Below are 12,468 nucleotides of genomic sequence, written 5' to 3' on the forward strand. Positions count from 1 at the left end.
GGCGGCGTCAGCCGCCGGTACTGGCTCGCAGGAACGCTTCCTGATTGGTCCGCACGGCCGAGTAGATATAGTCGGAGACGGACCGAACCCGTGGCACGCTGCTGAGGTCGCGATGACAGACGAGCCAGTAGCTGCGCGTCAGGGTAACTTCCTCCGGCAGCACGATCGTCAGATCCGGCTGCGCGCGGGCGATGAAATGGGGCAGGACGCACAGCCCGAAGCCGTTCTTCGTCGCCGTCAGCTGCGCAAAGATGCTGGAGCTCTGGAAGCGCGGCTTTATGCCGGGATGGACGTCACCAAGATAATCCAGTCCAGGGGCAAAGATCATGTCTTCGATGTAGCCGATAAAGGGATGCGCCAGGAGATCGTCCCGACGGCGGATCGGGCCTGATTTTGCGAGATATTCGGCAGAGGCATAGACGTTCAGATTGTAGTCGGTGATCTTGTCGGTGCTGTATGGACCCGCCTTGGGCGGATCGAGCGTCACGGCGATGTCTGCCTCCTTGCGGGAGAGGGACATGATCTGCTGGATCGTCACCAGTTCGAGCGAAATATTGGGATGCTGAGCGTAGAATGCTCCCATGCGTTGGGTGAAAAAGAAATTAGCGAAGCCTTCGGGCGCGCTCATGCGGATGACGCCGCGTTGCGCCGTAACGCCGGTGGCGACATCGGCCTGAAGACGATCCGTTTCCGCCTCGATCTTTTCGGCAGTCTCTATGAAGCGTTGGCCAATGGAGGTCAGCACATAACCACGTGGATTGCGCTCGAACAGCTTCACCTTCAGCGCGAATTCGAGCCGGTCGATACGCCGGGAGACGGTTGCGTGGCTGGTGCGCAGGTGGCGGGCCGCCGTTGATAATTGTCCGGTCCTCGCCACCGCGAGGAAGTACTGGAGGTCGTCCCAGGTAAAGTTCGAATTAGGCTTCATGGATCCTGTTCTGTTCAAAAATGCACAGAGGCTGTTTGCATTTAGTTAGTGAAATTGCCTTGCGTCAATCATGGAATTCCGAAACCATGCGGGCGGTAAGGGTCGCCTTGAGGAGGGCGATCTCCCAAATTTGAACAGACTCGCGCTCTGGCTTTCTCTGGGAGGAGAACATTATGCGAATGAATCTCGTTACGTCTCTGGCATTCCTGTTGGCCGGGAGCACGGCTGCTCTTGCTCAAAGCGCATCCGACGGCAAGGTCAAGATCGGCGTTCTGAACGACCAGTCCGGGGTCTACGCAGACTTCGGCGGCAAGTCCTCGGTGGAAGCCGCCAAGATGGCAATCGAGGACTTTGGCGGAAAGGTGCTGGACCTGCCGGTCGAGCTCGTCGATGCGGACCACCAGAACAAGGCCGACATCGCATCCAACATTGCGCGCCAGTGGTACGACACCGAGCAGGTCGATGCGATCATGGAACTGACGACGTCGTCGGTGGCCCTCGCTGTTCAGGCGCTCAGCAAGGAAAAGAAGAAGATCAACATTGTTACCGGCGCTGCGACAACGGAACTCACGGGCAAGCAGTGCAGCCCCTACGGCTTCCACTGGGCCTATGACACACACGCGCTCGCGGTCGGCACAGGCGGTGCGCTCGTCAAGCAGGGCGGCGACAGCTGGTTCTTCCTGACGGCCGACTACGCTTTCGGCTACTCCCTGGAGGAACAGACGAGCGCGTTTGTGAAATCTGCTGGCGGTACGGTCTCGGGCGCAGTGCGTCACCCACTCGCCACCAACGATTTCTCGTCCTTCCTGCTGCAGGCGCAGTCTTCGGGTGCGAAGGTTATCGGTCTCGCCAATGCGGGTCTCGATACGTCGAATGCCATCAAGCAGGCTGCCGAGTTTGGAATTACGGCCGGCGGCCAGAACCTTGCCGCGCTGCTTTTCACGCTGGCTGAAGTGCATGGTCTCGGCGTCGAGGCAGCACAGGGCCTGACCTTGACGGAAGGCTATTACTGGAACCTCGACGACCAGAGCCGAGAGTTCGGCAAGCGCTTCTTCGAGCGCACCGGCAGGATGCCGAACATGGTTCATGCCGGGACATACTCGTCCGTCCTGCAGTACCTCAAGGCGATCGAGAAAGCCGGCACCGACGAGACCGAGGCCGTCGCCAAGGCATTGCATGAAATGCCGGTGGACGACTTCTTCGCCCGCAATGGCACCGTCGGTGCCAATGGCCGCATGATCCATGACATGTATCTTCTCCAGGTGAAGAAGCCGGGCGAAAGCGACGAGCCATGGGATTACTTCAACGTGCTTTCCACGATCCCCGGCAAGGAAGCGTACATCGATCCCGCCAAGAGCGGCTGCGATCTGGTGAAGTAAGCCATCATGGCGCAGTCGTCGTTACAGACGCAAGTGGAGCCGCGGGTGGTGCTTTCCGCCCGTGGTCTCACCAAGCGATTTGGGTCGTTCGCGGCAGTGAAGGATGTCGATCTCGATGTCCATCACGCCCGTGTCCATGCACTCATCGGACCGAACGGAGCGGGAAAGACGACCGTCTTCAACCTGCTGACCAAGTTCCTGCAACCGTCGGCCGGCAGCATCAACCTGCTTGGGACGGACATCACCAGGACCGCACCGGACAAGGTGGCCCGGATGGGCCTGGTCCGCTCGTTCCAGATATCCGCCGTCTTTCCGCACCTGACGGTTCTGGACAATGTGCGCGTTGCCTTGCAGCGACCGAACAATCTGTCGACCCAGTTCTGGCTACCCATGTCGTCGCTCGATCGCCTGAACGACAGGGCGGAAGAGCTTCTCGTTTCGGTGGGCCTGCACAACGAGCGCAATGCCGTCGCGGCCGATCTTTCCTACGGGCGCAAACGGGTGCTCGAGATTGCCACGACGCTGGCGCTTGACCCCAAGGTGCTGCTTCTCGACGAGCCGATGGCCGGAATGGGCCAGGAAGACATCGGAACCGTTTCCGGCATTATCAAGGATGTCGCGAAGGAGCGGGCGGTGTTGATGGTGGAGCACAACCTGTCCGTCGTCGCCAACATCTGCCACCACGTGACGGTTCTTCAGCGCGGGGAAATCCTCGCGGAAGGCGACTATGCGACCGTGAGTCAGGATCCACGGGTGCGCACCGCCTACATGGGCACGGAGGACGACTGAGATGAAACCCCTGCTTCAGGTTTCAGGCCTCAATGCCTGGTATGGCGAAAGCCATGTGCTGCACGGTGTCGACATGACTGTGGGCGAGGGGGAGATGGTCACCATCCTTGGCCGCAACGGCGTCGGAAAGACGACGACGCTCCGGACGATCATGGGCATCATCCGCGAGCGAAAGGGTCAGATCACTTTCGACGGCAAGGACATGATGGGGGTGCCGCTCCACCGGACCGCCCATAGCGGAATTGGCTTCGTGCCGGAGGAGCGCGGGATCTTCGCGACGCTCACCGTGGAGGAAAATCTCGTGCTGCCGCCTGTCGTGGCGGGCAATGGCATGCCTGTCGATGAGATCTACGACCTGTTTCCGAACTTGCTCGAGCGGCGCTCGAGCCCGGGAACGAAGCTTTCCGGCGGCGAGCAGCAGATGCTGGCGATAGCGCGCATTCTGCGGACCGGTGTCCGCCTTCTGATCCTCGACGAGCCGACGGAAGGCCTTGCGCCGGTCATCGTCCAGCGTATCGGAGAAGTTTTGAAGAAACTCAAGGAACGGGGCATGACGGTGCTTCTGGTCGAACAGAACTTCCGCTTTGCCAGCCGCATCGCCGACCGTTTCTACCTGATGGAGCATGGGCAGATGGTGGCAGATTTCCCGGTCGGCGAATTGCCGTCGCGTATGGATACGCTCCATAAGGTTCTGGGGGTCTGACGATGACGATGATCTTCGGCATCCCTGTCCAGGCGTTTCTCGGCCAATTGCTGATCGGCCTCATCAACGGGTCGTTCTACGCGTTGCTCAGCCTTGGCCTCGCCGTCATTTTTGGCCTGCTGCGGGTCATTAACTTCGCCCATGGCGCCCAGTACATGCTCGGCGCCTTCGTCGCATTCCTGCTGCTGCAGTATTTCGCCGTCAGCTACTGGCTCGCCCTCATCCTCGCCCCCATTATCGTGGGGCTGCTGGGAGCCGCCATCGAACGCACGATGTTGAGCCGTCTCTACAAGCTGGACCCGCTCTACGGACTGCTCTTTACATTCGGTCTGGCGCTGACGATCGAAGGAACGTTCCGTTACCTTTATGGTGCTGCCGGCCAGCCCTATTCCGTCCCCGCCGCACTGGCCGGAGGAACCAATCTCGGCTTCATGTTCCTGCCCAACTACCGCGGCTGGGTGGTGGTGATTTCGCTGGTTGCCTGCATCGGAACCTGGCTCCTCATCGAGAAGACCAAGCTCGGTTCCTACCTCCGAGCCGCGACGGAGAATCCGGTGCTTGTGCAGGCCTTCGGGGTCAACGTGCCGATGCTCCTGACGCTGACCTATGCACTTGGGGCCGCGCTTGCCGCATTCGCCGGTGTCCTGGCGGCGCCCATTTACCAGGTCTCACCGCTGATGGGCACCAACCTCATCATCGTCGTGTTTGCGGTCGTCGTGGTCGGCGGCATGGGATCGATCATGGGGGCGATTATCACCGGCTACATGCTCGGCATCGCGGAGGGCCTGACCAAGGTGTTTTACCCGGAAGCATCCAACATCGTCATCTTCGTGATCATGGCGATCGTTTTGCTCATCCGGCCCGCTGGCCTCTTTGGACGGGATGTTTGACATGAGCCACGCCACTCACACCGAAGCATCATCGAGCAAGAGATCGGAGCGCTCGCAGTCAGCGTCGCTTACCTACGCCGTCTTCCTGCTGACGGGGCTCGCACTGCTCGTCGTTGCGCCGCTCTTCTTCTATCCGATATTCCTGATGAAGCTTCTGTGCTTCGCGCTCTTCGCCTGCGCCTTCAATCTTTTGCTTGGCTATACCGGCTTGCTGTCGTTCGGCCATGCGACGTTCTTCGGGGGTGCGGCCTACTTTACGGCTCACGCCGTGAAGGAATGGGGTTTGACGCCGGAGCTCGGCGTGCTTCTCGGCGTCGCCGGTGCGGCAGCGCTTGGCCTCATCATGGGTTTCGTGGCGATCCGTCGCCAGGGCATCTATTTCGCGATGATCACGCTGGCACTGTCGCAGATGTTCTTCTTCTTCTGCCTTCAGGCGGAATTCACCCGGGGCGAAGACGGCATCCAACAGGTGCCGCGCGGGCACCTCTTCGGCTTCATCGATCTCTCGGTGGCGACGAACATGTACTATTTCGTGCTGGCGGTCTTCCTGATCGGCATGGTGATCATCTGGCGTTTCATCAACTCGCCGTTCGGGATGATCCTGAAGTCGATCCGCGAGAACGAGGCACGGGCAACCTCGCTCGGCTATTCCGTGGCCCGTTACAAGCTCGGTGCATTCGTCATGTCGGCTGCGCTGGCAGGTCTTGCCGGTGGCGTGAAGTCGCTGGTCTTCCAGTTCGCGACGCTCACCGACGTGACCTGGCAGATGTCTGGCGAGGTGATCCTGATGACGCTGCTTGGTGGCATAGGAACGTTGATCGGGCCGATCTTCGGAGCGGGCCTCGTCGTCACGCTGCAGAACTATCTGGCGACATCGGATTTTCCGGTCACGATCATCACGGGTGTCGTCTTCATGGCCTGCGTGCTGCTCTTCCGGCGCGGCCTCATCGGAGAGTTCTACGCATCCCGCCTTGGGCGGCGATTGGGCTTCGAACACCGGCACTAGCACGGGAAGACGCGTCGGGCGGCGCGTCGAACATGAACAAGTCGAGGCGGATCGGATCGCAGGCGAGCGCCTGCGGCAACGGCCGGCCTTTGGAGGCAAGATGGAGCGGTATGACTATATCGTGGTAGGGGCGGGGAGCGCCGGGTGCGTGCTCGCCAACCGGCTGTCCGAGGATGCGCGCAATCGCGTGCTGCTTCTGGAGGCAGGGGGCACGGACAATTACCACTGGGTCCACATTCCCGTTGGTTATCTCTATTGCATCAACAACCCGCGAACCGACTGGTGCTTCACGACGGAGAAAGAGCAGGGGCTGAACGGACGCTCGCTCTTTTACCCTCGGGGCAAGCTTCTCGGCGGCTGCTCTTCGATCAACGGCATGATCTACATGCGCGGACAGGCCCGCGATTACGATCTGTGGCGGCAGATGGGCTGCGAGGGCTGGGGCTGGGACGACATCCTTCCGTATTTCAGGAAATCCGAGGACCACTACCGCGGTTCCGACGAGATGCATGGATCGGGCGGTGAGTGGCGGGTGGAGAAGGCGCGCGTCCGCTGGGCCGTCCTCGAAGCGTTCCAGAAGGCGGCCGAAGAGGCCGGAATTCCGATCACCGAAGACTTCAATCGCGGCACGAACGAAGGCTCCGGCTATTTCGACGTCAACCAGCGGTCCGGCATCCGCTGGAATACGGCGAAGGCCTTCCTGCGGCCCGCCAAGCGGCGTGCCAACCTAAGGGTGCTGACCAAGGCGCATGTCCGCCGGCTCATCATCGAAGAGGGCGAGGTCCGGGGTGTCGAATTTCAGCACGAAGGTGTTGCAAAGCGCGCCTACGCCTCGTGCGAAACCATTCTCAGCGCCGGCTCGATCGGCTCTCCGCATATCCTGGAACTGTCCGGCATCGGCCGTGGCGATGTTCTGCAAAACGCCGGCATCGACACGGTCAGCGAGGTGAAGGGCGTCGGAGAGAACCTGCAGGACCATCTGCAGCTTCGCATGATCTACAAGGTGACCGGGGTGCCCACGCTCAACGAAAAGGCCTCTCGCCTGCTCGGAAAGGCAGCGATCGGCCTGGAATATGCCTTCCGCCGTTCCGGCCCGATGTCGATGGCGCCGAGCCAGCTCGGCATCTTCACCCGCTCTGGGCCGGACAAGGAGACGCCGGACCTGCAATATCACATCCAGCCGGTCTCGCTCGACAAGTTCGGTGATCCCGTTCACGCCTTCCCGGCAATGACGGCAAGCGTGTGCAACCTGCGCCCTGAAAGCCGCGGATCGGTTCATGTGAAGAGCGCCGATTTTGCCGCCGCGCCGGCCATACAGCCGAACTACCTTTCGACAGCGGCAGACCGCGACGTGGCCGTGCGCTCGATCCGGCTGACACGGAAAATAGTCTCGGAGCCCTCTTTCGCGCGCTACCACCCGCAGGAGTACAAGCCCGGCCCCGAATACGAAACCGATGCGGATCTCGAGAAGGTTGCCGGCGACATTGGCACCACGATTTTCCATCCGGTGGGAACGGCACGGATGGGGTCGGACCCGGAAAGCGTCGTCGACCCGCGGCTGCGATTGCGGGCCTTCGGGCGGTTAAGGGTGGCAGATGCCTCGATCATGCCCAATATCGTTTCCGGCAATACCAATTCGCCGACTATCATGATTGCCGAGAAGGCGGCCGAGATGATTCTGGCCGATAGCCGATAATGGCGGGCGACATACAGGAGATGAGCGTGAGTGATCTGGCCGGCAACACAGAGGAAGTCATTCTCGATCGTGTCGGATCGGCTGCCGTCATCCGGCTGAACCGGCCGAAGGCGCTGAACAGCATCAATCTGCCGATGGTCCAGGCCATACGTGCCGCGCTCGACGATCATGCCGACGATCCTTCCATTTCCGCCGTGGTTCTGGCGGGAGAGGGAGGCCGAGCCTTCTGTGCCGGCGGCGATATCCGGGTGCTCTTCGACATGGGCAAGGCTGACGATCCGGAAACCACCCGTTTCTGGCGCGAGGAGTTTCCGCTCAACTATGCGATATCGCACTATCCGAAGCCATTCGTGGCGTTGATGGACGGCATCACCATGGGCGGTGGCGTCGGCCTGTCTGCCCATGGTCGCCATCGTGTCGTGACGGAACGGACACGGCTTGCCATGCCCGAGACCGGCATAGGCTATTTCCCGGACGTGGGTGCCACCTGGCTTCTGCCAAAGGCGCCGGGCGAAGTGGGAACATGGATGGGTCTGACTGGACTGGAAATCAATGGCGCCGACGCGATCTACGCGGGTCTCGCGGACGCCTGCGTTTCATCCGGGCGGTTGCCGGACATGATCGAGGCGCTTGGGGCGCTCAATGCCGAAGCGGGAGACAAGGGTGTCGAGGCGGTCATCGCGGACTTCGCAATCTCTCCCGGTCAAGGCACCCTGGAGCAGAACCGTGCACTGATCGACCGCTGCTTTGGCTTCGACACCGTAGAGGAGGTGCTGGACGCGCTCTCAGGCGAGGACGATGATTTTGCAAGGCATGCCAGGGAAACCATCCTCAAACGGTCGCCGACGAGCCTGAAGCTCGCCTTGCGACTTATTCGGGCCGGCCGCGAGAGTTCCGGTCTTGTCGAATGCCTGGAGCGTGAATTCGCGGCAGGGCTCGAAATCCTTCGTAACCACGACTTCTACGAGGGCGTGCGTGCCGCGATCATAGACAAGGACCGGAACCCGAAGTGGTCGCCTGCCACCCTGGCAGATGTTCAAAGCGAGAGCATCGACCGCTATCTCGGCGGCAGGCACGGCACTCTGTTCCCGGACCATCGGCTTTAGCTCGGGAAAAGAGTTGCGTCTGGCTCCATAAAAGGAACAGAAATTCTAACGCGCTTCAGCTCCAGAGTTGGCGGTTTCTCGCCGCCGGTCCCGGGCCCGGATAGGTTTGCGGCATCAACGATTTACCGGAGCCTTCCATGAACCGCTTCCTGATCCTCGGTACGGCACTTGCCGCCCTGTTTGCCGCGCCTGCATTCGCGCAGTCACCGACCACTCTGCTTAATGCGTCCTACGATGTCGCGCGCGAAGTCTTTGCCGCCGAGAATGAGGCATTCATCAAGCAGCACCCCGGCGTTACCGTCGACCAGTCGCATGCCGGCACGTCGAAGCAGGCTCGCGCCATCGTCGAAGGCCTGGAGGCGGACGTCGTCACCTTCAATCAGGTCACCGACATCTCCTTCCTGGTAAAGCAGGGCTTCGTCACCGACGACTGGCAGCAGGATTTCGCCAACAGCGCGTCGCCCTTCTATTCCTTCCCGTCCTTCCTGGTGCGCGCCGGCAACCCGAAGAACATCAAGAACTGGGACGATCTTGCCCGCGACGATGTGAAGGTTGTGTTCCCGAACCCCAAGACTTCCGGTAACGCCCGCTACACGTATCTCGCTGCGGTCGCCTTTGCCAAGGAGGCCTTCGGCGGTGACGAGGAGAAGATCGAGGCGTTCATCACGAAGATCTTCGACAACGTTCCGGTCTTCGACACCGGCGGTCGTGCGGCCACGACGACTTTCGTCGAGCGCGAGATCGGCGACGTGATCGTCACCTTCGAAGCGGAAACCCGCTCGATCGCCAAGCAGTACGGCACCGACAAGTTTGAAAGCGTCGTTCCTTCCGTCAGCCTGCTCGCGGAGTTTCCGGTGGCGATTGTCGACAAGGTGGTCGACAAGCGCGGCTCGCGTGACCTCGCCAAGTCTTACCTCGACTTCCTCTACACGGAACAAGGCCAGCGGATCGCAGCCGAATTCGGCCATCGTGTCCACAACGAAAAAATCTCCACCGAATTCAAGGACGAGTTCCCTGAAATCCGGCTGGTGACTGTCGAGGATGTCTTCGGTGGTTGGCCGAAGGTTCAGGAAGAACACTTCGCCTCCGGTGCAGCCCTCGACAAGATCTACGGCAGCCGGTAATCGCACCCTGTCAAGATTGAAGCCCGGCGGATGAAAGTCTGCCGGGTCCTGCTGTTCATGGACCTGGAAATCTACGCTTGAAACGTAATGTGCTGCCGGGCCTGCCTCTGTCACTCGGCGTGACGCTCTTCTATGTCGGCCTGATCGTCGTGTTGCCGCTGGCTGCGCTTGCCTTCAAGGCTGCGAGCCTCGGCCCGTCGGACTATTGGGCGATCATTTCCTCACCGCGCGCCGTGGCGAGCTATCGGGTCACGGTATTGTGCGCCCTTGGGGCAACGGTGTTCAACCTCGTCTTCGGGCTGGCACTTGCCTGGGTGCTGACACGGTACCGCTTTCCCGGCTGGCGCTTCGTCGATGCTATGGTCGACCTGCCATTTGCACTGCCGACTGCCGTGGCCGGCATCTCGTTGACCGCGCTGTTTGCGAGCAACGGCTGGTTCGGTTCCGTGCTTGCCGATTTCGGCATCAAGGTTGCCTACACTCCGCTCGGCATCATGGTGGCGATGGCCTTCACAAGCCTGCCTTTCATCGTGCGGACGGTCCAGCCGGTTCTTGAAGATCTCGACCCGGCGCTCGAGGAAGCGGCGCAGTCGCTCGGCGGAAGCGACTGGACGATTTTCCGCAAGGTCATCCTGCCGCTGCTGACGCCCGCAATTCTTGCCGGACTGTCGCTTTCCTTCGCCCGCTCGCTCGGTGAATTCGGCGCGATCATCTTCATCGCCGGCAACCAACCGATGTCGACCGAGATCACCGCATTGCTCGTCTTCATCCGGCTCGAGGAGTACGACTACCAGGCAGCGGCAGCGATTGCCTCCGTTCTCTTGATCACCGCCTTCGTCATGCTGGCCGTCACCAACATCCTGCAGGCCCGCGCCCTGCGCTATACGGTGAGGAGCTGACGATGAGCGCCATTCGTACGGGTAGAAAGCCGCCGCGTGTCGGGGACAACCCGCTTTTCCGGGGGCTGCTGATCGGCATCGTGTTGATTGTCGGCGCCATCCTTGTTCTCGCACCGCTCATCCTCATCGGGTTTCAGGCGTTCTCGGATGGTTGGCGCGTCTATGCCTCCACGCTGGTCCACCCGGATACGCGCCACGCCATCCTTCTGACGGTGATCACGGCGCTGATCGCCGTTCCGATCAACACGATCTTCGGAATCGCCGCTGCCTGGGCAATCACCAAGTTCGATTTTCCGGGGCGTCGCTTCCTGCTCGTCCTGATCGAAATCCCGTTCTCCATCTCTCCGATCGTCGCGGGCGTCGCCTATCTCTTCGTCTACGGGCTGCAGGGGTTGTTCGGGCCGGTTCTCGATACCTACGAGATCAAGATCCTGTTTGCATTGCCAGGTATCATTCTCGCGTCGATGTTCGTCACGGCTCCATTCGTTGCGCGTGAACTCATTCCGTTGATGCAGGCGCAGGGTCGTGATCTCGAAGAGGCGGCAACGTCGCTTGGCGCATCGGGATGGCGCACGTTCCTGACCGTCACGCTGCCGAACATCAAATGGGCGCTGCTTTACGGCGTCGTGCTCTGCAATGCCCGCGTCATGGGCGAATTCGGCGCCGTTTCCGTCGTCTCCGGAAATATACGCGGCCAGACGAACACGCTGCCGCTGCATATCGAGCTTCTTTACCACGACTATCAGGCTGCCGGGGCTTTCGCATCCGCATCCATCCTGGCGATCCTCGCCGTCATTACCATCATTGCGAAAGTGGCGCTGGAGCGTCAGGGCGCGGGTCGCGTGCCTCGCCCTGCGCTCGTTACCCAGGTTGCAGTTGCTTCGGAGACCAAGCCATGAAGATCCGTCTCGACCGCGTCGTCAAGACGTTCAACACCTTCCGCGCCGTCAAGGACGTGTCGCTCGATATCGAGAGCGGTGAACTGGTTGCGCTGCTCGGGCCGTCCGGCTCCGGCAAGACCACCATTCTGCGCATGGTTGCCGGTCTCGAATATGCCGACGGCGGCCACATCTACTTCGGCGAGCAGGATGCCACCGACATTCCGGTTCGTGATCGTGGTGTCGGTTTCGTCTTCCAGCACTACGCGCTCTTCCCGCACATGACGGTTGCGGAAAACATTGCCTTCGGCATGAAGGTCTCCAAGGTGAAGCGTGAGAAGGCGGAGATCGCGTCGCGCGTGGAGGACCTTCTCCGCCTTGTCCGACTGGAGGGGCTGGGTGGCCGGTTTCCCGCGCAGATTTCGGGTGGGCAGCGGCAGCGTGTGGCTCTCGCGCGCGCATTGGCAGTCGACCCGAAAGTGCTTCTGCTCGACGAGCCGTTCGGCGCTCTCGACGCCAATGTACGACGCGATCTCCGCCGCTGGCTGCGCGAGATTCACGACGAGCTTGGCATTACCACGCTGTTCGTTACGCATGACCAGGAAGAGGCGCTCGATCTCGCTGACCGGGTGGTTATCCTGAACGAGGGCCAGATCGTCCAGCAGGGTACGCCGGAGCAGGTGTGCCGCGACCCGAAGTCCGCCTTCGTCACGCGCTTCCTCGGCGACGCCAACCGGCTGTCGGCTGAGGTTCGTGGCGGCATAGCCTATGCGGGAGGCGCGTCCATTGCCGCCGGTGATTTGGCCGACGGTGCCGCCGAGCTTTATGCGCGGCCGGGCGATTTGTCCTGGTCGCAGGAAGGGCCAGGTATTGCGGCATCCATCACCCGCGTGCTGGACCGTCCGGGCGGGCGTCGCGTGATCACCATCACCACGGACGGCGATCATCTGGAGTTTGATGTGGAGCCCGAGCTTTCGGTGCGCGCGGGGCAGCAGGGTTATGTGAGCCTGCGTCGCGCACAGGTGTTTGCTGTCTGATTGTGAGGCAAGCGCATAAATACAAAGAGGCCG

General features: G+C 61.2%; 12 protein-coding genes. 11 read left to right on the forward strand and 1 reads right to left on the reverse strand.

The window, feature by feature from the left end; all coding sequences use genetic code 11:
- Positions 1–7: 7 nt before the first annotated feature.
- Positions 8–928 carry a LysR family transcriptional regulator gene (locus LH464_RS14365; protein ID WP_226787082.1) on the reverse strand — a complete coding sequence of 307 codons (921 nt, stop codon included), beginning with the start codon at positions 926–928 and terminating at the stop codon, positions 8–10.
- Positions 929–1,101: 173 nt separating this feature from the next.
- Here LH464_RS14365 and LH464_RS14370 point away from each other — a divergent pair, with 173 nt between their 5' ends.
- From LH464_RS14370 to LH464_RS14420, 11 genes are all read left to right on the forward strand, one after another.
- Positions 1,102–2,307, forward strand: coding sequence for an ABC transporter substrate-binding protein (locus tag LH464_RS14370; protein WP_226787083.1), 1,206 nt, complete (start codon positions 1,102–1,104; stop codon positions 2,305–2,307).
- A gap of 6 nt (positions 2,308–2,313) precedes the next feature.
- Complete coding sequence (locus tag LH464_RS14375; protein WP_226787084.1) at positions 2,314–3,096, forward strand: ABC transporter ATP-binding protein; 783 nt, start codon at positions 2,314–2,316, stop codon at positions 3,094–3,096.
- Position 3,097: 1 nt separating this feature from the next.
- Positions 3,098–3,799 carry an ABC transporter ATP-binding protein gene (locus tag LH464_RS14380; protein WP_226787085.1) on the forward strand — a complete coding sequence of 234 codons (702 nt, stop codon included), beginning with the start codon at positions 3,098–3,100 and terminating at the stop codon, positions 3,797–3,799.
- Between the two features lie 2 nt (positions 3,800–3,801).
- The gene (locus LH464_RS14385; RefSeq protein ID WP_226787086.1) at positions 3,802–4,689 is read left to right on the forward strand and encodes a branched-chain amino acid ABC transporter permease; all 888 of its coding nucleotides are present in this window, start codon (positions 3,802–3,804) and stop codon (positions 4,687–4,689) included.
- A 1-nt stretch (position 4,690) separates the two neighbouring features.
- Positions 4,691–5,695 carry a branched-chain amino acid ABC transporter permease gene (locus LH464_RS14390; RefSeq protein WP_226787087.1) on the forward strand — a complete coding sequence of 335 codons (1,005 nt, stop codon included), beginning with the start codon at positions 4,691–4,693 and terminating at the stop codon, positions 5,693–5,695.
- 100 nt (positions 5,696–5,795) lie between these two features.
- Complete coding sequence (locus tag LH464_RS14395; RefSeq protein WP_226787088.1) at positions 5,796–7,391, forward strand: GMC family oxidoreductase; 1,596 nt, start codon at positions 5,796–5,798, stop codon at positions 7,389–7,391.
- Positions 7,392–7,411: 20 nt separating this feature from the next.
- On the forward strand, positions 7,412–8,497 hold the full coding sequence (locus LH464_RS14400) for an enoyl-CoA hydratase/isomerase family protein (protein WP_315859659.1): 1,086 nt from the start codon (positions 7,412–7,414) through the stop codon (positions 8,495–8,497).
- Positions 8,498–8,634: 137 nt separating this feature from the next.
- The gene (gene cysP / locus LH464_RS14405) at positions 8,635–9,621 is read left to right on the forward strand and encodes a thiosulfate ABC transporter substrate-binding protein CysP (protein ID WP_226787090.1); all 987 of its coding nucleotides are present in this window, start codon (positions 8,635–8,637) and stop codon (positions 9,619–9,621) included.
- A gap of 77 nt (positions 9,622–9,698) precedes the next feature.
- Complete coding sequence (gene cysT / locus LH464_RS14410; protein ID WP_226787091.1) at positions 9,699–10,520, forward strand: sulfate ABC transporter permease subunit CysT; 822 nt, start codon at positions 9,699–9,701, stop codon at positions 10,518–10,520.
- Positions 10,521–10,522: 2 nt separating this feature from the next.
- Entirely contained in the window at positions 10,523–11,419 is an 897-nt protein-coding gene (gene cysW, locus LH464_RS14415; RefSeq protein WP_226787092.1) for a sulfate ABC transporter permease subunit CysW, read from the forward strand.
- On the forward strand, positions 11,416–12,435 hold the full coding sequence (locus LH464_RS14420; protein ID WP_226787093.1) for a sulfate/molybdate ABC transporter ATP-binding protein: 1,020 nt from the start codon (positions 11,416–11,418) through the stop codon (positions 12,433–12,435). Before cysW ends, LH464_RS14420 begins: the two co-directional genes overlap by 4 nt.
- The last annotated feature ends 33 nt before the right edge of the window (positions 12,436–12,468 follow it).

Origin of the sequence: Pseudorhizobium xiangyangii, from assembly GCF_020531965.1 — a bacterium.
GTDB classification, from domain to species: Bacteria; Pseudomonadota; Alphaproteobacteria; order Rhizobiales; family Rhizobiaceae; genus Neorhizobium; species Neorhizobium xiangyangii.

What these genes read in the sequence shown, in the direction of transcription:
- LH464_RS14420 (WP_226787093.1), top strand. Translation starts at nt 11,416, where the DNA reads ATGAAGATCCGTCTCGACCGCGTCGTCAAGACGTTCAACACCTTCCGC.
- LH464_RS14390 (WP_226787087.1), top strand. Translation starts at nt 4,691, where the DNA reads ATGAGCCACGCCACTCACACCGAAGCATCATCGAGCAAGAGATCGGAG.
- LH464_RS14365 (WP_226787082.1), bottom strand. Translation starts at nt 928, where the DNA reads ATGAAGCCTAATTCGAACTTTACCTGGGACGACCTCCAGTACTTCCTC.
- LH464_RS14385 (WP_226787086.1), top strand. Translation starts at nt 3,802, where the DNA reads ATGACGATGATCTTCGGCATCCCTGTCCAGGCGTTTCTCGGCCAATTG.
- LH464_RS14400 (WP_315859659.1), top strand. Translation starts at nt 7,412, where the DNA reads ATGAGCGTGAGTGATCTGGCCGGCAACACAGAGGAAGTCATTCTCGAT.
- cysW (WP_226787092.1), top strand. Translation starts at nt 10,523, where the DNA reads ATGAGCGCCATTCGTACGGGTAGAAAGCCGCCGCGTGTCGGGGACAAC.
- LH464_RS14380 (WP_226787085.1), top strand. Translation starts at nt 3,098, where the DNA reads ATGAAACCCCTGCTTCAGGTTTCAGGCCTCAATGCCTGGTATGGCGAA.
- LH464_RS14395 (WP_226787088.1), top strand. Translation starts at nt 5,796, where the DNA reads ATGGAGCGGTATGACTATATCGTGGTAGGGGCGGGGAGCGCCGGGTGC.
- LH464_RS14375 (WP_226787084.1), top strand. Translation starts at nt 2,314, where the DNA reads ATGGCGCAGTCGTCGTTACAGACGCAAGTGGAGCCGCGGGTGGTGCTT.
- LH464_RS14370 (WP_226787083.1), top strand. Translation starts at nt 1,102, where the DNA reads ATGCGAATGAATCTCGTTACGTCTCTGGCATTCCTGTTGGCCGGGAGC.
- cysP (WP_226787090.1), top strand. Translation starts at nt 8,635, where the DNA reads ATGAACCGCTTCCTGATCCTCGGTACGGCACTTGCCGCCCTGTTTGCC.